The organism is uncultured Mailhella sp. (assembly GCF_963931295.1).
Taxonomy (GTDB): Bacteria; Desulfobacterota; Desulfovibrionia; order Desulfovibrionales; family Desulfovibrionaceae; genus Mailhella.
The window spans coordinates 557,912-579,960 of sequence record NZ_OZ007001.1 but is presented as its reverse complement, the minus strand read 5'-3'; the positions used below and the strand labels follow the sequence as shown (position 1 = coordinate 579,960).

Sequence of the window (22,049 nt, the reverse complement as noted above, 5' to 3'; positions counted from 1 at the left end):
ATAATGGAGGAGTTGAAAATTTTTTCAACTATGATAATGATTTATTAGTTCGAGACGTTGTGGAAAACGCACTTGCGGCATAGTGCGGATTTTTGATTCATGCCGATGGTATTTTCCTTTGCCCTTCTGTAAAGATTCTCTGTTATGAAAGAAATCTGGTCTTCTATACTTAACGAACTTCGCAGCAGACTCCCCGAGGGGAAGTTCAAGGTTTTTCTTGAGCCTCTCAAGGGTGATGTGGTCAAATTGTCGCGCACTGACCGTTCCGGCGGCCAGGGGCTTCTTATTGAACCTGTCGGAGCCTGCGAATGGGAAGTTCGCCTGACCGCCATGAATGATTTTATGGCGGCTCAGGTGCGCGATCAGTTTTCTCAGGCCATTGCGGAAGTGGCGTCTTCGCAGCTCGGCAGCCGCGTGAAGGTGACGGTGCGGGCGTCTTCGTCGCGCAAGAAGGCGGAGTTGCCGCGTCCGACGAGTCTTGAGCAGCTGGCGGCTTCCATTCCGTCCACGGCGCCGACCGTGCTCATGGCCGACAAGCAGCTTGATCTGCCCATGCCGCTGCCTCGGGTGCGCACCTTCAATCCGGCCATGATGAAGGGGTGGAAGCACTCCTTTGAAGATTTTGTGGTCGGTCCGTGCAATCAGATAGCCTATGCGGCGGCGAGCAACATTCTGGAAGCGAGCGCTCCGGTGGACATGGTGTTTCTGTGTGCGGGAGCGGGGCTCGGCAAGACGCATCTCACGCAGGCGGTGGGACGCGCGCTCAGTCTGGAAGCCGACAAGCGTCAGGTGCGCATGGAGTATCTCACGGCCGAGGAATTCACCTCGCAGTTCGTGCAGGCCATGAAGTACAAGACCATCGATCAGTTCAAGGAACGTTTCCGTCAGCTGGACATGCTGCTTCTGGAAGACGTGCATTTTCTGCGCGGCAAGGATCGCACGCAGGAAGAACTGCTTTCCACGATTAAGAATCTTCAGGATCACGGCGGCCGCGTGGTGCTCACGAGTTCGTTTGCTCCGCGCGATCTTGCGGGCGTGGATTCGCAGCTGGTGTCCCGGTTCTGTTCGGGCTTTGTGGCGAGCATGGAGCGGCCGAACCGCGACACGCGTCTGCACATTCTTCAGGAAAAGGCGCGCCGTCAGTGCATGGTGCTGCCTTCGGCTGTGGCCGATCTTCTGGCCGACCGCATCACCGGCGACGTGCGTCTGCTGGAGAGCTGCCTGCACAATCTCATGCTTCAGTCGCAGTTCACGGGGCACACGGTCACGGAAGAGATGGCCATCGACGTCATCCGCAACGTGGCGCGCACGAGTCCCAGCCTGAGTCTGGAAGACGTGGTGGAGCTCATCTGCCGCAGTTTCGATCTGACGCCCGCGCAGCTGAGTTCCAAGTCTCGCCGTCAGAATCTTGTTCTGGCGCGCAACACGGCGTTTTTCCTGCTGCGCAAGCACACCGATCTCACGCTGGAGCAGATAGGCGAGCGTTTCAACCGCAAGCATTCCACGGTCATCAAGGGAATCACCGCCGTGGAGCGCGAAATGAGCCGTCATTCTTCTCTCGGCGGCCAGATTGAGCACACGGTTTCCATGATTGAACGTTCGGCCATGCTGGCCTAGAGCTTTTCATCCTTGCCCTGCCCCGAGCGGGGCTTTTTTTTGCCCGATTTTCGTCGAAGTGCGACAGGCCCATGCCGGCGCCGGCATGGCGTCGACGAAGAGTGCGGACGAGGCGGAGTAAGCAACACTCGGAGGGGACATCCTCTTGGCGTTGGACTTCTGTCAGCCCCTGACGGCGGCATCGGCGCTTCTCTGGTTCCAAAACATTCATGAGGTCAGACTCTCCACCGGTTCATCGGGGCGGAAGTAGCGAACGATGCTGCCCTCAATCGTTGCGACCGATTCCGCGTTTTTTTCCGCGGCGGAACTTGACTGCCGTTGCTGCCCCGGAGTTGGGGGGAAGCCGTGGTTGCGCTGTGCCGGAATGGGACGAATGATTTTGCGTCGGAATTTGCCGCCGGGTTCTGCATGTTCTTTGCGCCGAAGATAACGGAAAAGTATCCTTTCTCCAGATTTTCGCATCGGAAGAAACGAGTGACGCCGCGTCAGAACACGGTGCGGAATCGGCGACACCATATCTCGGCGTCAGAGCTTCACGGCGGACGTTGCGCCGGGATTTGACTCTGGAACATGCCGGGCGATTCTGCCTCAGAACCTGACCGCCTCCGTCTCTGCGGCTTCACTGCGTTCCCCAAGAAATTGAGTTTCCCCAAAATTTGAGGGCATCAAGCTTTTGCCGAAGTTCTCCGACCGACATTGTGTCTTTTCGGCGTCGGCCTTTGCCGACCGATGCTGCCCTCAGACGACCGTTCCTGCTCCGTGCCCGGCGAACGCTGTGTTTTTTCCGCATCATAATTTGCGGCATGCCCTTGCCCCAGAGCTCAACCTCAGCCTCCAGCCTTTGCCGATGAGCCCTGCGGACTTTCTGCGCTCATCCCATTAAAAAGTTTTGAAAGGAAGGATGGGGGCGCGGGGGAAGGAAGGGAAACTTTTTCAAAAGGTTCCCTTCCTTCCCCCGCACGCTCTCTCCCCGTCCTTCTCTTCCTCTTCTACGGAGAGATTGACGTGCAGAAATTCGAGCATGGGGGAGGGGAGAGGAAGGAGAGGGGAGACTGTGTCCGGGGGCAGGGGGGCGGGGGCAAGTTCAGGTTTGCCGAGGAGTATTTCCTGTTTTTGGGCGCGATTGAGCAGCACGGCGTACTGGAATTCGTCGTAGTCGTTGGCGAGGAAGGGGATGCCTGCGGCGAGGGTGCCCCGGCCGTTGCCGAGGCGCGAGGCGAGGGAGCCTATTCTGTCGATGCGGCCTGTGCGCTGTTCCAGGAGGGCGGGGTTCCACGGCAGGTCGTGATGCACGATGTCGGCGCATTCCCGGTGCAGGTCGATGCCTTCGGAGCCGATGAAGGTGCAGATGAGAATATCCGGCAGGCAGGGCGAATTGAAGGCGGCGCACACGGCCGTACGGCGTTTCTTGTCGGTTCCGCCGTTGATGTGAACGGCAATGTCGGTCTGGCGCAGATTGAGTCCGTTCCAGAGGCTGCGGCGGCGCGAGGCTTCCAGACCGGGCCGTATGCTGCCCTCTTCGCGGCAGAGAAGTTCGAGAAATCGCCGCGTTCTCTGCCACGGCCCGGAAGGGCTCGTATCGGCGGCCAGGAGTCTTGTCAGCGCTTCGCCCGGCGAGCGCGTTTCGGGTTGTTCGTCCTGCGGGAGCAGGGCGCGGTTCAGCAGCAGTTTGCGCAGGCCTTGCGGCACGAGAAGAAGCAGGTCGGCCAGGGCGAACTCGTCCCGCGCCTCTTCGGCTTCGGAGTCGCGCGGGGCGCGGGCTTCCTGCGCGAGCAGGCGCAGCAGGGCGGCGTGCAGCTGCGGGGCGTCGTTGCTTTGCGCGTGCCAGATGTTGATTCCGTACAGAATGCCGTGGATGAGGTCGTCCGCGGCAGTTTCCCGGTCGCTCAGGCTCGGGGGAAGGGCTTCTTCGCCGGGCGCGGCATCGGGCGCGTCAAGAAGGTCGGGATTGTCGGCGTCGGGAGTGCCCGGCGAGTCGGAGAAAGCGGCAGCGCGGGCGCTCCGGCCGGAGAGATAGAAGGCAAGGGCGTCCTGATGGCAGAGAAGACGCGCATAGGGCTGAAGCGCGGCCCCGGCTTCTCCGGCGCGTTGCAGCAGTGCTTCGGTGAGGCACAGATCCGACAGGCGGGCGAGCGCGCGCATGCGAAGAGCCGGAAGGCTTTTCTGGATGTCCCAGAGCCGATCCTTCACGCGGCGCAGCTCGTCGGCGTCCGGCAGGGGCAGAGACAGACCTGCGGCGAGGGAGCGGGAAAGATAGTAATCCGCGGCAAGAAAGTCGCGCCGCAGAAGTTCCGACAGATTCCGGGACGAACGTCGCTTGAGGGTCCGGCGCAGGTGACAGCACAGTTCTTCCTGAGTGGCGAGGCGGTCGCAGAAAATGAGTGTTTTGCGGCCTGCGCGCTGGTTGTTCAGCGCGCGTTCGGCCGTGGCGATCACTTTGGGATGCGGACGACGCCGCAGCTGACTCAGAAAAAAGTCGAGATATCGCCGGGCGTTGTCGTCGCCGGCAGGGCGCTGCTTCCAGCTTTCCTCAAAGGCGCAGATGCTGGAATTGATGCCGCCGAGCAGGTGAACGTGCTCCCTTGCGCCGAGGCCGCGCGAAAGAAGCTGCTGCGCCCGCATGCCGATGAAGTTCATGAGCGCGCTGCCTGCGTCAAGGCCGGGCACGGCGTACAGTCCGTGATGCCTGCCGCCTAGCAGGCCGCACACGCGAAAATCACGGCCGCAGTGGAAGGCGCGCACGCGCCGGTCCCGCACGTGGCGCATCATGACCGGACGCAGCGTCGTTTCCAGATCGTCGAGGGCCGAGCGGTAGCGCAGGGCCGCAAGGCAGAAATTCCGCAGCGCGGCGCGGGGGGCGTTGTTTTGCAGCGCGGTGAGGCCGTGTTTCAGCGCGTCGCCTTGTCCTTGTCCGCACAGGTCGGCGATGCTCTGCATGTCGCCGGGAGAGAGCGCCTTCCAGGCTTCGGAAAATTCGCGGCTGAGGCGCAGGCAGCGCTGAGCCGGGCCGTCCGGAGCAAGGGCGCTGCGCACAAGTTCGAGGGACGGATCAGAAACGCCCTCAGGTCCGGCAACGGTTTCAAAGAGGGTGAGCAGCTCCTGTTCATGAAGCTGAAACGGCGTGGCCGACATGACGAGCCGATGAGAAAAGACCTCGGCATACGCGCGAAACTGCTTTGCGCCGTTGGCGCGGCCGCTTTTCCAGTTGTGTACTTCGTCGATCACCGCGAGGGAAAGCGCGTGCAGCCGCTTCCGGAACACGCTGTCGATGACGTTCTGAGCCTTTCTTTCCAGCGCGGCAAGATCGCCGCCTCGCGGGGTGCGGAAAAAGAGCTCCGTCAGACGCTGCTCCTTCAGCTGCGCGTCAAACACGCTGCGAAGCCCCAGCAGATCCGCTTTGCCGAGCTGTCGGAGTTCGCCCTCGTCGTCCTGAGGTCGGGTCCAGCCGAGGGCGTCGGCGAGCGACCGCAGATGCCCGGCTCCGGCTTCGCGTTTATGGTACAGCATTCTGCCCAGCAGATACTTTTTCAGCAGCTGCGCGCCGTTCCCCTGACGATGCGACGTTGCGCGCAGCGCGCTCATGGTCATGACGAACACGTTGGGCGAGATCTTGTCCTGCTGAGCGCAGAACTCGCGGAAAAGCGCGCTCAGCATGCCATAGGCCCGGAGCGCGGCCCGACCGGCAAAGGGCGCGTCCGGCTGCTGCCTGGCTTCGGCGGCGGCAGCGTCGAGCAGGCCGTTTTTTGCGCAGAGTTTGGTGAAGTCTCTGCGGCGACGGCTGCGCCACGCGTCGAGAAAGGCGTGGATGCGCGTTTTTGAGAACTCGGCGCAGAAGGTCTGAAAGGCGAGGCTGTCCGGCGCGGCAAGGTCGTCGGCAAGCCATTTCTTTTTCCATGCGTTGGCCCGGCGGACTTTGGCGTTGTACCAGTCCTGAAACACGCGCAGAAAGCAGGTCAGCACGGGCGGGTTCACGCGCCGGATGCGCCGCTGCGGAAATTCGTGCAGCCCGAACAGCAGCTCGAAGCGGTCGAGCACAAGCAGGGGCCGCAGCCGAAGATCCCCGGCGAGATAGCTGGCGTTGAAGGTTTTTATTTCTTCAAGCCACTTTTGCAGAAGCACCGCGTTGCCCGGCACGATGAGCAGCGTTTTGCCGCCTTTGGCCGCCACGCCCGCCATGACGGCAAGAGCCACGTAGGTTTTGCCCATGCCCACCTCGTCGGCAAGCAGCACGGTGGAAAATCCGCGCTCGAAGCGGCGGAGCACGGCGCGGGCTTCGCGCTGCTGCCGAAGCCAGCTGTCTGCGAGATCCGGGGAGGGGGCGGGGCGGAACAGGGGAGAAAGATCAGTCATGGCCGGGCTCGCGAAGGATGAAGTCGAGGTAGTCCCTGAGCAGGGGCGAGGGATGCTCGACGGCGGAGAGAACGGCGTCGAGCTCGCCGAGCAGGGGATGAAACAGCGCATCGACGGCAAGCGGCGCGCGGGCGTGGGGACAGTGAAGACGCCGGGCGGCTTCGCGCAGCGCCGCGGCCGAGGCCCGCAGTTCGCCCAGCTTGAAAAGACAGGCTTCGTCGCCGTTGCGGCCGCTGCGGGCGTACTCGCGCAGCAGCAGGCGAGCGAAGGCGGAAAGTTCGCCCAGAATGAGAAATTTCAGGCTCTCGTCAGGATGCCGACTGCGGGCGACGACGTCCATTCTGTCCCTGAGCAGACGCTCCGCGCCGCCGAAGAGCCGCAGATAGTGCTGCATGGCGATGACGGGATTGGCGTCGCGCTCGATTTCGACAGGTGCGACCAGCGTTTCCGCCGCCGCGGCGAAGCACGGTTCGGCAGCGTCGCGTTCTTCGGCGCTCTGATGCATGAGCAGCCAGTCGAGACTGCTTATGCCGAGCAGCGATTCCGCATCGCTCCGGAGAACGGCGTCTGCATAGAGGAAGGGGAAGAAAAACACGCGGCCCGAGGCAAGGTGCTGAAATTCCAGCGCGCGGCCTGAGGCAAGACGCCGCTGCCAGAGGCCGTCCTGCATGGACTCGCCCGCGCCCGAGGCGTCGAAGCGAAGCGCGGGGCCGCCTTCGCCCCAGCGCACGGCGTAGTGTTCCAGACGGCCCGCGGCAGGTTCGGCAAAGTGCAGGCGGAAAAAGGCTCCGCCGTCGGGCATGGTTTCCAGGGTGATGAAGTCGATGAAATCCGGAAACATGTCGGGCGCGGCGTCGTCTTCGGGATCGGACTCCACGCGCGCCGGGGGCTCGTCTGGAAGGCGGTCGGCCGCGTTTTTTGAAGAGGCGTACAATCCTTTCAGAATGTTTTTCCAGAGCGCGTCGGCGTCTTCGTTCAGACGTCGGCACACGCCCAGTTCCTGATTGTTTCCGAGCCACGCGTTGAGGGTGAAGTTGGCGCTGCCCGCGTAGCAGAGGCCGTGACCTTCGTCGTCGGCGAGCAGGAGAATCTTGGCGTGCAGTTTCCGCTCAAGAGTGGCGGATTCCGGCACGGAAACGCCGTGTTCGGCGGCGCGTCTTTCGATGTCGGCCCGTTCGGCCTTTGAGGTTTCGGCGGGAATGAGGCGGAGCCCTGGGGCCAGGCCGCCGAAATGCGCCAGTGAAAGCCCGGTCAGGCCCCGGGCGTCGGTGCAGATGTCGAGCGAGCGCAGCGAGGGGAAGGCCTGGCGGAAGACCGAGGCCGCGCAGCGCGGATGAGCCGAGACGTCGAAGAAGGGCGAAACCGCGCAGAGACGGCTCGGACGGGCAGACTCGCCGAACCAGCGGATCCAGAGCCTGCGCAGGTTGTCGAGCCCGCGTTCGGCAGGCGCTGCGGCGCGCGGCGCGTCGTCTTCGGCGCCTGGGGCGGATGTTTTGAGGCCGCCGTAGCCGGAGATGAGAAGGCGCGGGGCGTATTCGTCGTCTCCGTCAAGGGAGGAGAGGCGCGCGTCGAGGCAGTCGATGAGGGCGCTCAGCGACGAACGTTCGGAGCCGTGCGTGCGCGGGCTGTAGCAGCGGCGCAGAAACTCCGCCCATTCGCGGATGAGGCGTCCGTCTTCCGGGCGGCCGTCTTCCGCCCAGCGGAAATATTCCATGACTTCCCGATTGTGAAACAGGCCGGAGGCGGTCAGGTTGAAGCTGCCGAGAAAAAGATGCACGGCCTGATCCGTCACGAGACAGCAGGCCTTGCTGTGATGACAGCCGAAGGCGCGCGATTTCCACGGATGCAGTTCCAGAAAATGGGGCAGGGAACTCACGTCGCGGGTTTTGGCGGCGTCGTACACGATGAGCGGGTGCAGCCTGGCAATGGCGAGTCGGCGACGGAGGGTGAGTTCGAGAGGGGCGTACAGTTCGCGGCTCAGCATGAGGTTGAGCGCCTGTTCCGGATCAAATTCATAGGTCAGCGCCAGCAGATGCCGCAGCTGTTCTCCGTCCTGTCGGGCGATGCGGATCAGCACGTCGCCGAGGCTCTGCCGTTCAATGGATGTGGCCACGCGATTCCCCCAGATAGTCGAGCCAGCGCCAGACGTTGTTGAAAAACCAGGTGCGCGGATAGGCGTTCATGACGCGGCTGCGCAGGGCGACGTGGTCGGCGTCGGCGAGATCGTCGGCCAGACGCGGAGCGGGCGAGTTTGGAAGGCGGTCGGCGAGCAGCACGTCGTGTTCGTCCAGAAAGGGCTGGGCGAGTTTTCTTTTCTGATGTTCCACGTGCATGGCGATGATTGCGCTCACTTGCTGCGTGTAGTTTTTGCATGCGCGCAGGCGTTCCGGCATGTTCCAGTCGAGACCGGCGGCGCGAACGGCTTTTGCGGCGTCTTCGGCGGACAGCCTGAGCTCGGAGAACAGGTCGGGATGCGGCGAAACGGGTGCGTTGCCGCCTGCCCGCTCCCGGCGCAGATATTCCCATTCAAAGGCGAACTGCGTGAGCGCGGCAAACTGCTCGAAGGCCAGGCAGCGATCGAGGCGGCGCAGCAGTTCGTCGAAGCGGCCGGACGCGTTCTGCTCGTCGTAGTGCTGCAAAAGCGCCGGGAAAAAGTGGAACCTGTCGGAAAAATACATTTTTTTCAGCTCGTCGCTCGGAGGAGACGTCCAGAGGCCTTCGCCGGCGGGCCAGGCGTCGATGGCGCGACTCACGGCGCGTTTCCAGACCTGCCGCTCATTGTTGTTCGGTTCTCCGGCGGACACGCTCCAGCGGCGGCAGACGTCTTCGCTGAGCGCGGGATCGTCGAGCACGGGAAGGTTGTCCATCCAGCGTTCGGCGAGCAAGGTGAAGGTGGGGAGTCCGGAGGATCGGCCTTTTCCTGCGGTGAGGCGGAAATCCCAGGCGTCGGCCAGGGCCTTTCCGGCGTCGGTGAGGCGCTGATCGGCGCTGAGAAAGCCCCAGATCACGGACGGCCCGGCGTAGTGCCCGCGCACGCCGTAGCCCGGGCGCAGATAGAGGCCGTATGTTTCCCGACGGGCGACTTTGAGAGTGAGGCCGGTTCGGGGCAGGCGGCTCAGCCGGACGATGTTGAGCACGCCTTCGGGGCGGGAGCCCTTGATGCAGAGCGCGCCCCAGAGAATTTCCAGATCGCGCATGCCGCGGGTGAAGTCGCGGCCGGAGGCGCGGCGCTGACGCAGAAAGCCGACGGCCCAGCAGAGAAAGCCGTGACAGGCCGGGGACGCGGTAAGCGTGGTGAACTGGGGCAGGAGCGCGTCGGAAAGGGCGGTGTACGGGCGCAGGAATCCGAGGGGATCCAGAGAGTCCAGTCCGGAGGGCAGCACGGTGTAGGGCGTGAGAAACATGGAGGGAACGTGGGCGTCGAGGTCTGGCGCGAGGTTGGAATGTCGGCGGGAGTGCGGTTTCAGGGTATGCCCGAAGAGCGCGCGACGCAAGGTCCGACGCCGGGAAGGCGGGCGGGAAACTCGGGGCGGGGGAACGGCGCGGGGTGAGAACGCGGGGAAAAAACTGCGAGGATGAGCGCAAGAAGAGAGAGAAAGGAAGGCGGTGGAAAGGAAATCGCAGGAAGAGGGGAGAGGGATAGAGAAAGGAGGGGGAACTTGGGGCTTTGCTGGAGAAAGCAGAGATGCGAAGGAAAAAGGCGTGGGAGCTGCGGAACGTGTCCCGGGGGGGGCGGAAGGGAGACTCGGGGAAATCGGGCCGAAAGGAAGCAGAGGGCGTCGGGCGAGGCGCAAAACGTTGCTGAAAAAGGGGAGGGCGATGAGAAAGGATAGGCGCGAGGCCTTGCAGGGAAACGCAGACGCCGAGGGAGAACCTTGCGCACGAGTGCGGCCCGTTGCGCGGCGCTGGGAGATGACGCCGCAACATGGAGCGCTGGAGCAGGGGGCAGGGAAAAGACGCTGTGATGCGCCGCTTGCGGCGGCAGGGCGTGCTTGTGCTCGCCCCATGCGTGGAGCGTTTTCGTTGCTTTTCCGCAAGCGGCCTTTGACGGCGTCCTCGAAGTTTCGACGGACTCGCCAGAGTGCCGATGCGATCTCCCGGCCGTCGGCGTTCTCCCAGTGTGCCGTTTTGTCCGGTTTGTTTGTCCGGCTTGTCGCTTTGCAGGGCATGCTGCGGAAAGCGCGCTCTGCTCCGCGCCCGGTCAGACGGCCCTAGATTTCCCGGCAGCACCAGATGACGCGGCCGATGACGCGCACGCTGTCGGCAAGATCGCCGTGCAGATCCACGCTGATGGGCGAATATTCAGGATTGCGGCTCCGGAGCACCAGCTGTCCGCCGGGCAGCGTTTCCACCTGCTTGATGTAGATTTCCTCGTTGATGCCCATGGCGTAGATGGCGTGTCCGTAAATCTGGCACTTGCTCTGATCGACAAGCACCATGTCGCCGTGCCGGATGTCCGGCTCCATGCTGTCGCCGCACACCTTCATGAGCACCATCTTGTCCGGATTGCCCTTGCGGCACAGCCAGTCCTGCCGGAAGGAAAAGTAGGAAAGCACGTCGCCGTCGGTTTCCAGACTGCCCTTGCCCGCGGCAAGGCGCGCGGCCACAAGCGGCACCATGACCAGACCGATGGCGTCCTGCCCGGAACCCACTTCGCCGAAAAAGCTTTCGCCCTTGGCGCGGCGTTCCCGCATTGCGTCGTCCTCCGATTCGGCCGCGGCGTCATGGGCCTCCGACGCAGGCACGACGCCCGTTCCGGGCTCTCTGCCGAAAAATATCCAGTCCGTGGACAGCCCGAACTGAGCGGCCACTTTCAGAACCCAGCCGTCGGGAATGCGCCCCTTGCGGCGAGCCTGACTCACGGCCTGCGGAGACACGCCGAGAAGCTCGGCAAGCTGGCTGTCGCGCCGAAGTCCGGCTCCCTGGAGGAGGCGATCGAGAGTTTCAGGTGTTGCGCTGTTCATGAATCAATTTTTAAAGTAAGAGAACAAAAAAGTCAATTGAAAATTGAAAAAATTTAAAAAGTTCAAAATGTAAATTTTTAGTTGACAAAATAAATAAAACTGGCAAAAGAAAGTCGTGTTCAGCACAAAAAATCAATGAGACTTTTCAAGGAGACCTTCCTATGGCCATGAGTGACGATATCCGCAGCGTGCGTTCCTTCCTTGGTTCTCTGAATGTCGAAACCTTCACTCCCGCGCTGGTGGCGCTTGCCTGCAGCAATCTCGAAGCCCTGGCCGAGCAGGCCGAAGCGCTGGAGAACACGCCTCTGGCCGTTCGTCGTTCTCCTCGTCGCCGCGCTGCGCCCGCCGCCGCTGTTCGCCGCATGGAAGTACTGTCGCTGCTTCAGTAGTCTGCTCTGAGTGTTTTGTGCTCCCGGTTCGGCAGAGCGTGCGGCTTTGGTCGATGGAGCGGCAACGTCCCTTTGTTCGGAGACAGGCGCACCGGGTGTCGGCGGGCGTTGCGGGGGCCTTGCGCTGCGCCGGGAGAGGCCGCGCCAGTTTTTCCCCCTCTCCCCCCGAAGCGGCAGAGTGCCGGTCACGGACGTTGTGCAGCGCTGGTGCCGTCGCCGCGCCGGGCGACGTGGATTTTCTGCGGGGATGGACTCGGATGCGGCACAGGTCAGCGACGGAGTCGTGCGGGCAGGAATCCGGCATGGAGCGGAGCGTTAATCGGACGCCGTTGCGACGGAATCTTCGTTGCGGTCGGCTTCCGAGAGTTCAGATGGTGCGCAGGCGCTGCGCCGCTGCATGCTGCAAGACAGCGGCGCAAGGCGTGCAGAGGCCGGCGGAGCGGGGTGCCCTTTCCCTTGAAGGATTGGGGTATTGTGTACTGAACGGGGGGGCGGGGAACGCCGTGCCGTTCTGGAGACGAAACTCGCAGTGCCGGGATGAACGCCGTGCAGCGCGGCAAGCGGAAACTGTATGCGGATGCCGGGGCTGACGCCATGCGGAACCTGTGCGGGAAGTCGCGCGCCCGGAGGCGGGGTGCGGCGGTTGAGCGGTCAAGCGTAGCCGGAATTGTTGATTTTTTTCTTGTCCGTGGGGATGCAAGGCGTTGTGCGCAGTGTCTGCGCGGGAGCTGGTCAAATGCAACGCTTCACAGAGGGCGTATTCCTGCCCGCAAGAGGCAGAGCAAGAGACGCTTTTCGACTGGCGTTGCCTCGTGCTTTCCGGCGGAGCGCGGTGCTTGTCGCACGGAATTTTTCAGAGCTCCGGAAGGTCACAGAAATGGCGGAGTGGAAATTTTGTGTTCTGCCTGCTTTCAGGAGACGCGTCGTTCACGCTGTGGGCATGCGCAGCTCCTGCTGCCGAAGGCTGTCGCTCGGACTGGGGCATCCTGGGCGTCGAGGCCGAATCATGGTTGTTTGGAACGTGGTCGTTTGAGAATGCCGCCCTTCGTTGTGCTCTCAACCTTTCCGCCCGGGGCAGGCACGTCTGGAACGCCGTCCTTTGAAATTTCGTCTCGTCCTTTCGAGTCTGGAACTTCACGATGGGATCCGTCGTCTGAAGCTTTGACGCGCGGAGTCGTGTCGTCTGGGCGACGGACGTCCGCAGGCGGTGACGCCGTTATCATTTTTTTCTGGAGCGTGGCTGTCCGCAAAGCGCCGACGTGACGATCGTCTCACCTCGTCTTCAGTCGCTGGTTGCGAGACGTTGATGTTCGGATGCTTGTCGCCGGGAGCGTCACAATCGGCATGGTCGGCCGAACGCGGGGCAACTTTGCGTCATCTCCTTTTTTTTCTGCCTGTCGTCTGTCGGCCTGTCGTCGGAGGGGGCGGCGCGTGCGCTTTTCCAAAACACGACATCGTGTCTTTTTCCTGCGTGCTGAAAAAATATCTTTCCGCCGGGTTGAGAAAAATTCCCGCCGCCGTTTCTGCCGTGCCGCAAAACGTTTCTTCCGCGGTACGGCGTCGTGAAAGACGTACTTTCAAGGCTGTGCCTCGCGTCAAAAACTTCGCATCAACGGCTGCGCTGCATCACGCAAGGCTGCCGCCCGCTGCGTCAGAAAAGCACGCTCGTCAACGGTGCGCGCGACAAAAAGTCCTTCGTCTGCGTTCTTCCGCCCGCGCTTTTCCCAAAAAAAATCCCTCCGCCGGAAACCGGGGAGGGATTCATGCTTTTTCATCCGCTACATGTTCTTGTTGCGATAGACGAACTGGTGCGGATCAATGCCGTATTTCTTCACCTTGTAGTTCACGATGCGGTAGCTCGACTTGAGGTCGCGCGCCGCCTTCAGCATGTTGCCTCCGGCCTTGATGAGCGCGTCCACAAGCAGTTCCTTTTCAAAGCGCGTCACGGCGTCGCCGAGGGAGAGACCGGCTTCGGTGGCCGTGCTTTCGGCCGTCTGGAGCGAGGGCGGCAGGTCGCCGGCGCGGATCACGCCGTCTTCGCAGTACTGGGCCGCGCGCTGAAGACAGCTCGTGAGCTCCGAAACGTTGCCCGGCCAGAAGTACCGGGTGAGCAGCTCCAGCGCAGGATAGGAAATGCGCTTGATTTTTTCCGTGTGATAGTCGGCGTTGCGCAGCAGCAGATGCTCCACCAGCGGCACGATGTCTTCTCGGCGCTCGCGCAGCGGCGGAATGTGCAGCGCGCACACGTTGAGCCGGGCGTACAGTTCGGCGGAAAAGCGCCCCTGTTCCACCAGCGTGTCCAGCTGTGCGCTCGTGGCCGCAATGACGCGCACATCCACGGGCACGGGATCTTCCCCGCCCTGGCGCAGCACGGTGTGTTCCTTGAGCAGGCGCAGCAGACTTTCCTGCGCGGCGGGCGGGAGGGCTTCCACGGCGTCGAGGAAGATGGTGCCCGTGTTGGCCTGTTCAAAGAGACCTTTCTGCGTCTGCATGGCTCCGAGAAACGCTCCCTTCTGATAGCCGCACAGCTCAATCTGAAGCCGTTCCGGCGGAAGGGCCGCGCAGTGGCACACGACAAGCGGCACGTCGCTGCGCGGACTGAAGGCGTGAATGCGCGTGGCAAGACGTTCCTTGCCCACGCCGGGTTCGCCGCACAGCAGCACGGGCGCGCGTCCCGGCGCGATGTGGGCGGCCTGTTCCAGAATGTTGCGCATGACCTTCGACTGCGCAATGAACGCGGAGTCGGAACGGACGTCTTCGTTTGCGAGATCGGTGGCGGTGCGTCCGGGAAGGCGGCGCTGCCGACTGAGTTCCTCCTGGAGGTAGGCTGCTTCGTTGGCAATGAGCGCGGCCACCACTTCCATGAAGACGCGGCGTTTCTCGAGGTCTTCGCGGGAAACGAATTCGGTGTCGGCGTTGAGGGTGCCGATGACCTCGCGCGCCGAAAGAGGACCGTCGCCCGCAGGCGCGAGAATGGGCACGGAAATGAAGGAAAGACGTTCCATTTCCTCGTCGGTGCGCTCGAAGAGCAGGCTGAGGAAGAGGGAATCGCCCTTGAGTTTTTCCACGATCACGGAACGGCCGGTGGCGAAGACCTGTCCGGTGACGCCCACCCCGGGCGCATAGTTGGCGTGATTGGCTCTGGGCTGGGTATCGGCGAGGCTGAGGCGCAGCATGCCGGTTTCGGGATCGAAGAGCACGAGGTGCGGACGCAGAAAACCGTGACGTTCGGAAAGCTTGCGCAGCAGAGAGGTCAGACTGGTCTGGAAGGGGCGTTTGGGGCCCATTTCGCTGGCCATGAGGCGCAGGGTTTCCAGCCAGGGGCTGACATCCTGATTGGCAGCGTTATTGGAATGATGCAGCATGAAAGCACTCCGACAGTCGGAACGGCGTTATTTGAGAGAGGCAATGCGGGAACGGAAGAACGCGGCGGACTCCTTGTCGGTGGGGGGCAGGGCGGCGACGGCGGCTTCGTAGGCAGACACGGCTCCGGCCTTGTCGCCGGCGGCGACGGCGGCTTCGGCTTCCTGCTGGCGAATCACGGGCACGGCGTCGGCGGGAGCGGAAGCCGCGAGCTTCTTGAATTCATCGCGGGCGGCGGCGAAATCGCCCTTGTGCATGAGCACCTGAGCGTAGTTGAGGCGGGCGGCGAAGGCGAGGGGGGTGTCGCCGTCGGCTTCGGCCACGCGGGCGTAGGCGGAAGCAGCCTTGTCCCAGTCGCCGGTCTGCACGGCGGAGGCGGCGAGTTCGAGATCGGCGGCGGCGCGCACGGCGGAAGGCGCATCCTTGAGGAAGGTTTCGAGGGCGGCGACGCGGCGCGCCGGATCCTGAATGGAAATGACGCGTCCGAGGGTTTGACGGGCGTCCTTCACCTGTTCTTCGCGATACCACTGCCAGCCGGCCACGCAGAGGATGACCAGCACCACGACCACCACGCCGGCGGCGATCTTGCGGGCGTGAGTGAGCACGAAGTTCCAGAGGGGGGCGGCTTCGGGGCTGACTTCGGCCTGCATTTCGGCGCTGAAATTGGGAATGTTCACGCCGCCCATGACGGGATCGGCGCCCTTGCGGAAGGCGGGCTGGGACAGAGGCGTAGGTTTCTGAATGGTGGGACGCTGTGCCATGTATGACTCCTTGACGGGGGAGAAGAGGACAAAAGGAAAGGCCGGATGACTTTCCGGCGCATGGAAGCACGCTAGTAGAGACTGACATAAATGTCAAACACAGACGCAGAAACGGTGCGGTTTTTCTGATGTCCGGGAGGGATTTGCGGATTTCGTCAGGGGGGAGGGGCGTGCTGTGCGCAGGCGTCCTGCGGGGAACGCGGCTGTGCGCGGATGACGAGAGGGGAAAATTGCCCGAACCGACTCTGCGCGGAACGGTTCGACGAAGTCAGAGCGGATTTTTTGACGCGTCGGGACGGGAGCATCTTCCGCCGCTTCTGTGGAGGGTTCTTTCGGACTGCGGTGCGTTTCCGATGACTTCTGTGTCGGGTGGCGTTTTTTTTCTTCCTCCACCGGTGCATTCACTGCCAGGCTGTGCCTCCTCCCGCTATGTCCTTTAATTAAAGCACTGTTTCCGCCCTGGCGACCTTTTCGATTTCCGTTCAACATGCCTCCCCCGCGTGTGCGCCAATCATGCGTGAGCTCTGCACCCCGGGCATCATGTTCCCGTGCACATCGTCCTGCCGAACCGGCGAAGCCGGGAGGCGGAAACAGGGGGGCGCGGGGGGAATTATTTCCCCCGCATGCCTTTCCTGTCTTTCCTCTCTTCCTGCCTTTTCTGCCTTTCCGGGGCGGCGCCCCGGTGTTCCTGCCAGATTCGCTTCCTCTCAATTACCGAAATTGTCTTTGACTCGGAGGGCGGGGGACCGTATGCTTGGCGCATGTTTTTCTAAGGAGTTGGCAATGGAAGAAAGAGACATCCGTGAAGCCGTGCGTCTTGCCGGCAGAAAGGCGAAGGAAGCCTCCCGCCGGATGGCGGCGGCGAGTTCTGCGTCGAAGGTGCGTTTTCTGGAGACGCTGGCCTCGCTGCTGGAGGAGCGGGAAGGGGAGCTTCTGGCGGCCAACGGCAGGGATCTTGAAGCTGCCCGGCTTGCGGGACTGGACGCGCCGCGCATGGACAGGCTGCGTCTGACGCCCGCCGTTCTGGCCGACATGGCCGGGGCGTGCCGCTATGTGGCGTCGCTGCCGGATCCCGTGGGGGCCATGGATTCCCAGTGGCAGCGGCCCAACGGGTTGCTGGTGGGGCGCATGCGCGTGCCGCTCGGGGTGGTGGCCATGGTGTACGAGGCCCGGCCCAACGTGACGGTGGACGCTTCCATTCTCTGCCTCAAGGCGGGCAATGCGGTGATATTGCGCGGCGGATCCGAGGCTCTTCATTCCAACGTGGCGCTGGCGTCGGTGCTGCACGAGGCGCTGAGCTCGGCGGGTCTTCCCGGCGACGCGGTGCAGTTCATCGACATCACGTCGCACGACGCGGTTTCCGAGCTGTGCCGTCTTGACGAATTTGTCGATGTGCTCATTCCGCGCGGCGGCGAATCGCTGGTGCGCGCGGTGACGAGTCAGGCCACCATGCCCGTGCTCAAGCATTACAAGGGCGTGTGTCATGCCTTCATCGACGAGAGCGCCGATCTTCCGCAGGCGCTCGACATCGTGTACAACGGCAAGGTGCAGCGTCCGGGCGTGTGCAACGCGCTGGAATGTCTGCTGGTGCATGAGGCCGTGGCCGACGCGTTCCTGCCCATGGTGGCGGAAAAGCTCGGCGGCGCGGGGGTGAGCTTCCGTGCCGACGCCTCTTCGCTGCCGCTGCTCGGGCCTTCGGCCGTTCCCGGCGCTCCCGACGATTTCGGATGCGAGTTTCACGATCTCATTCTTGCGGTGCGCGTGGTGCGCAACATGGATGAAGCGCTGGCCCACATTGCGAAGTACGGCTCCAATCATACGGAGATCATCTGCACCACGAATCATCTGAACGCCATGCGTTTCCTGCGCGAAGCCGACGCCTCCATGGTGGCGGTGAACGCGTCCAGCCGCTTCAACGACGGCGGACAGCTCGGCCTCGGCGCGGAAATAGGCATCAGCACGTCTAAGCTCCACGCCTACGGCCCCATGGGCGTGAAGGAACTCACCACCACCAAGTTCGTGGTGTTCGGTCAGGGGCAGGTGAGGAAATAGCTTCATGGGCGCTACGGGCATACTCGGCGGCACGTTCAACCCTGTTCACAACGGACATGTGCGCCACGCCATAGAAGTGGCGGAAGCGCTGGGCCTTGAGCGCGTGCTGCTCATGCCCTGCGCCACGCCTCCGCACAAGGAAAGCGCCGGACTGCTGCCCTTTGACATTCGGGTGGAACTGCTGCGCGCCGCGGTTCGCGGCATTCCGTTCCTCGGCGTGGAAACCCTGGAAGGCGAACTCGACGGCCCTTCATACACCTGGCGCACGCTCCGCGAATGGGGCCGACGCCACGAAGGCGAAGAGCTGCCCTATTTCATGATGGGGGCGGAATCCTTCGCCGCGCTCGACACCTGGAAGCACGGCCTGGAACTTCCGCACTTCGCGCACCTTGTCATGGTGCCGCGCAACGGCGACGACGGAAGCGTGTTCCATGAAAGCATCCGAACCTTCTGGCCCGGCAGCCTCCCCGACGACAGCGACGTGCCCCTGGGACGCGAAACCGTGCCCCTCACGGGCGGCGGATGCTGCACCTTCCTCCCCGTGCCCAGACTCGATATCAGCTCAACCTTCATCCGCGCCCGCTGGCGCGCCGGTCGCAGCCTCGCCGGTCTCCTCCCCGAAGCCGAACTTCGCGCCCTCAACGCCCGCGCCGCCGAAGTCTCCGCCTGCTGGGCCACCGCCCGCGTGCGGTGAGAGAGGAAAGGCAGGAAAGGCAGAAAAGGCAGGAAAGGCAGCGGGGGAGATAATCTCCCCCGCGCCCCCATGTTTGCGGACGTGCGCTGTCGCGCCCGTCCGCGGATGGGGGAGGGCGATGGCGTTGCCTGGTCAGGTGCGCTGATGGCTCTTGTTTGTGGAAAACAGGGGAGATCTTGCGCGGAAAGGTCTGGAGAGCGTAGGACTGTCTGCCGGAGCATGACGGAAAGGCCAGGAGAGTCGGGCGTTTTCGCGCAGGCGTGCAGGCTCGTACCGGATGGGGAAGCGTCGGAGGAAAGCGTCAGAGGACAGAGCCGGAGAGTGTCTCCGGATGAAAAGTTTCGGACGGAATACGTCGGATTAAAAGAAGAAGACCGGGGAGAGTTCCCCGGTCTTCTTTTGCCGAACGCGGTTCGGCGTTTGCCGTTCAGGCTTTGCCGAACGAAGGCGATTTGCCGAATGCGGCTCAGCGCCTGTCGAACCGTGTCCGGTTCCTGCTGAATAAGGGGTCAGCGTTTGCCGGGCGCGGTTCGACGTTGAGGGGCTAGAACTTCCAGCTGATGCCGAGGCTCACGTTCTGATCGGTTTCGTGGCGGGAGGTCTGAACGCCGTAGTTGAGGCCGAGGGCGAGATTGCCCTTTTCGGCCTGCACGCCGAGGGTGCCTGCAAAGCTCGTGGAATCCATGATGCGGGTGTTCACGCTGTCGAGCGCGCCGATGCCCGCATAGGACACCTTGGTGGTGCTTTTCTTGTCGCCGGCGGCGGGAATCACGGAGACGTCGGCGAGGGGCTTTATGTTCCATCCGGAGACGTCGATATCCCTGGACACGGTGACGCCCACGGGGAACTGCACGATGTTCTTCGTGTCGGAATCCACGGAGTTCAGGGGGGAGTCGTTGACCTTCAGCGTGTGGCTGTCGGTGTTGAGGGAGGTGTAGCGCACGCCGGCGTGAGGCACGAAGTCGGCGACGGGGGTTTTTATCTGGTATTCGGCGCGCATGTCGGCGACGAAGGCGGTGGTGTCCACGTCGGCCCGGGCCTGTCTCATGCCCATGGAGGCGGGCATGTTCAGACTCACGTCGTGAGTGCCGATGGAGTAGCCCACGCTGGAGATGAGGTTGAAGTCGCCGAGTCTCCATCCGGCGTAGAGGTTGAAGCCGCCGAAGTTGTAGGAATTGCTCACGGAACTTGCCGTACCGCCGCTTTCGGACTTGCCTCCGCCGCCGTTGACGGCCGCGCCTGCGCGCACCTTGCCGCCGAGAATTTCGCCGATTTCGGTGTCTGCGCCCAGAATGAGGCCGCCGTAGTTGCCGCGCACGGAAGCGCCGGAAGCGCTCATGCCGCGGGTGTAGGTGTTGCCGTACATGGGAGTGGCCCAGACGTCCACGCCGTCCTTGTGGATGTTGTTTTCCTGGCCGAAGAAGCTCAGCGACAGATGATGCGTGAGCTGATCGACGCCGGCGTCGGCAACGCGCAGGGCGGTGTTCTGCACGCCCGCGGTGACGGCGGCGCGGGAGGTTTCGTTGACGAGCGCGGTGGCGGTGTGATCGTCGGCGATGAACTGGGCGTTGTCCATGGCGCGGCTCAGGAAGCGGATGCCCATGGATTCGGCGTCGGTGTTGTTGAGGCCGCCGTTCATCATGGCGTTGAGGGCGTTGACGGGAATCACGCCGGGCAGGGTGCGGCCGGCGTCCTGGGCCTGGGTGTGAACCTTGACCACGCCGCCTTCGGTGGAGATTTCGGCCTCGATGAGACGACCGGCGAGGAGATTGGCGCTTTTCCAGTAGTCGCCGGAATCGGAAGCGAGGCCAGAGGTCACGGTGTAGGATTCACCGGAGCGGGCGTTGGCGATGTAGAGTTTGGAGCCTTCGTCCACGGCGATGGAGCCGGAACCGGAGAGCACGGGGCCGGACTTGGCGGCGAGACCGTCGACCACGAGCAGGGAGTTCTTGCCGAAGGTGACGTTGGAGGCGCTGCGCGCGGGGGAATCGCCGACGTGGAGGCTGCCGCCGCCGAGATCGAGGGGACGACCGAGGGCGAGCAGGGCTTCGCCGGAAGCGGGTTCCACGCCGCCGGCGTCGGGCATGCCTATGATGAGGGACGCGCCGCTTGCCACGCGGAGCGAGGACTGCGCGCCCTGCTGGGTGTATCCTCCGGCGAGTTTGGTGACGCCGCCGGCCACGGTGAGGGAGCCTTCGTTGTGGATGTCGTTGTAGGCGGTGGAGGCGGTGTTTCCGGAGAAGGCGTTCACGCCGTTGAAGGTGAGACTGCCGCCCTTGCTGTTGAAGATCGCGCCGCCTTTGGAGGAGGCGTGGTTGTTTTTAAAGGAGCTGTCGGTGATGGACAGGGCGGTGCCGTTGTTGAAGATGGCGCCGCCGCGGCCTTCGGAGGCGCTGACGGAGTTGCCGATGAAGTCGGAATTGGCGATGGACACGCGGCTTTTTTCGGAGCCGGACACGGAAACGACCGCGCCGCCGAGGGAGGAGACTCCGGCGGAAGCTTTGAGCGAGTTGCCGGAAAAGAGGGAGCGGTCGATGTCGAGGGAACGGCCGTCCGCGAGGGAGGCGGAAACGACGCCGACGGGCTGCCCTTCGTTTTGGGCGACGAAGGCGTTGTCGCCGACGACGGCGCCCTTGAGGGAAACGCGGCCGTCTCTGCTTTCCATGCGTTCGACGGACGCGGTGCCGCGGGTGCTCATGCCGCCGTTGACGGCGGTTTTTTCATCGTTGACGAGGAAGAGGGCGGACTCGGGCGAGTTCTGGCCCCGGACGAGGCTGGTATTGACGAGGGTGACGCCGGAAGTGTTGTCGATGGTGAGGGAGTCGTCCAGGGAAATTTGGGAATTGTCGGTGAAGTTGATGTTGCTGTGATTGCTGATTTCGCCCCCGAAGGATCCCTTGACGTAGAGATTTTCCGCGCTTTTGGAGCCCACGCCGTCGATCATGAGATTGTTGTTCTTGCCCTGGAGGCTGATGAGGCCGTCCACGCGGCTGTTGCCTTCGAGGCTGACGGTGGCGTTGTCGGTGTCGTAAACGAGGATGGCGACGCTGTTTTCGTCGGCCATGATGCGGCCGGAGTTGGTGAAGAACTTGTTGTGGTAGGCTTCTTCGTTCTTGTCGCTGGTGATGGCGACGCCGACGCCGCCGTTGCGGGCGTGGATGTCGCCGAGGTTGGTGACTTCGCCGGAGGTGATGTTTTCCTTGCGGTAGAAGATGCCCACGCCGCCGGCGTCTTCCACGGAGATAACGTTTTTGTTCACAAGGGTTTTGCTGGCGGAACCGGAATTGTCGGTCATGGCGCTGCCCTTGCGCACGGCGATGAGGCCCTCGTTGACGGCCTTGCCGTCGGGATTGACGCCCATGCCCTTGGTGGCGGAGGCGGATGTGCCGTCCACAAAGATGCTGCCGTAGTTGGTGAGGGTGAAGCTGGTGCCGGTTTTGCCGCCCATGCCTTCGGCGTAGCCGCCGTTTTCGGAGGATTTCACCCAGACGTAGCCGTGATTTTCGGCGTTGGGATTGTTTGCGTCGGCATAGACGACGGCGGGAGTGTCGGCGCCGGAAGCCACGCCCCAGGAAATGCCGGTCTGATCTTCGGCGAGGTTGTGGGTGGTTTTGGGCGGGCCGACGTCGGCGCCGCTGCTGACCACGAAGTCGGGATCGGCGGGGATGAAGTCGTCGAACATGTTTTCCACGGCCATGGCCGGAGCGGCGATGCTTGCAAGGAGCAGGGCAGCCGCGGCGAGGGAGCCGAACGTGTTGATGATGCGGCATTTCTTCAGCACCGCGGCGTAGCGGTTGATGAGATTGCCGAGAGCGCCTTTGGTCGTCATGATGAAGAGGCCTCCATGCTGTTTTCCTCG

Annotated in this window: 11 protein-coding genes; 4 read left to right on the top strand and 7 right to left on the bottom strand. The window is 63.1% G+C overall.

Going from position 1 to position 22,049, the window contains the following annotated elements; genetic code table 11:
- Positions 1–144 precede the first annotated feature (144 nt).
- Positions 145–1,617 (top strand): DnaA ATPase domain-containing protein, encoded by a 1,473-nt coding sequence (locus tag ABGT79_RS02265; protein WP_294486298.1) that lies wholly within the window; start codon positions 145–147, stop codon positions 1,615–1,617.
- Between the two features lie 933 nt (positions 1,618–2,550).
- Here ABGT79_RS02265 and ABGT79_RS02260 read toward each other — a convergent pair.
- The 4 genes from ABGT79_RS02260 to ABGT79_RS02245 all read right to left on the bottom strand — a co-directional run bounded on the left by ABGT79_RS02260 (position 2,551) and on the right by ABGT79_RS02245 (position 10,931).
- Positions 2,551–5,967: a helicase-related protein gene (locus ABGT79_RS02260; RefSeq protein WP_346664823.1), complete on the bottom strand. Its 3,417-nt coding sequence runs from the start codon at positions 5,965–5,967 to the stop codon at positions 2,551–2,553.
- Complete coding sequence (locus tag ABGT79_RS02255) at positions 5,960–8,080, bottom strand: hypothetical protein (protein WP_346664822.1); 2,121 nt, start codon at positions 8,078–8,080, stop codon at positions 5,960–5,962. The genes ABGT79_RS02260 and ABGT79_RS02255 overlap by 8 nt, the downstream gene beginning before the upstream one ends.
- On the bottom strand, positions 8,064–9,461 hold the full coding sequence (locus tag ABGT79_RS02250) for a hypothetical protein (RefSeq protein WP_346664821.1): 1,398 nt from the start codon (positions 9,459–9,461) through the stop codon (positions 8,064–8,066). The genes ABGT79_RS02255 and ABGT79_RS02250 overlap by 17 nt, the downstream gene beginning before the upstream one ends.
- Positions 9,462–10,178: 717 nt before the next feature.
- The gene (locus ABGT79_RS02245; RefSeq protein WP_346664820.1) at positions 10,179–10,931 is read right to left on the bottom strand and encodes a S24 family peptidase; all 753 of its coding nucleotides are present in this window, start codon (positions 10,929–10,931) and stop codon (positions 10,179–10,181) included.
- A gap of 161 nt (positions 10,932–11,092) precedes the next feature.
- Here ABGT79_RS02245 and ABGT79_RS02240 point away from each other — a divergent pair, with 161 nt between their 5' ends.
- On the top strand, positions 11,093–11,320 hold the full coding sequence (locus tag ABGT79_RS02240; RefSeq protein WP_346664819.1) for a hypothetical protein: 228 nt from the start codon (positions 11,093–11,095) through the stop codon (positions 11,318–11,320).
- 1,778 nt (positions 11,321–13,098) lie between these two features.
- Here the strand turns inward: ABGT79_RS02240 and ABGT79_RS02235 are convergent.
- Entirely contained in the window at positions 13,099–14,685 is a 1,587-nt protein-coding gene (locus tag ABGT79_RS02235) for a sigma-54-dependent Fis family transcriptional regulator (protein ID WP_346664818.1), read from the bottom strand.
- A 27-nt stretch (positions 14,686–14,712) separates the two neighbouring features.
- Positions 14,713–15,444, bottom strand: a complete 732-nt coding sequence (locus ABGT79_RS02230) for a tetratricopeptide repeat protein (RefSeq protein ID WP_346664817.1) — start codon at positions 15,442–15,444, stop codon at positions 14,713–14,715.
- Positions 15,445–16,227: 783 nt separating this feature from the next.
- Between ABGT79_RS02230 and ABGT79_RS02225 the strand changes: the two genes are divergently transcribed.
- Together ABGT79_RS02225 and nadD are read left to right on the top strand one after the other, a co-directional pair.
- Complete coding sequence (locus ABGT79_RS02225) at positions 16,228–17,496, top strand: glutamate-5-semialdehyde dehydrogenase (RefSeq protein ID WP_346664816.1); 1,269 nt, start codon at positions 16,228–16,230, stop codon at positions 17,494–17,496.
- A 4-nt stretch (positions 17,497–17,500) separates the two neighbouring features.
- On the top strand, positions 17,501–18,190 hold the full coding sequence (gene nadD / locus ABGT79_RS02220; protein ID WP_346664815.1) for a nicotinate (nicotinamide) nucleotide adenylyltransferase: 690 nt from the start codon (positions 17,501–17,503) through the stop codon (positions 18,188–18,190).
- Positions 18,191–18,734: 544 nt separating this feature from the next.
- Here nadD and ABGT79_RS02215 read toward each other — a convergent pair.
- Complete coding sequence (locus ABGT79_RS02215) at positions 18,735–22,019, bottom strand: autotransporter domain-containing protein (protein ID WP_346664814.1); 3,285 nt, start codon at positions 22,017–22,019, stop codon at positions 18,735–18,737.
- Positions 22,020–22,049: the final 30 nt, after the last annotated feature.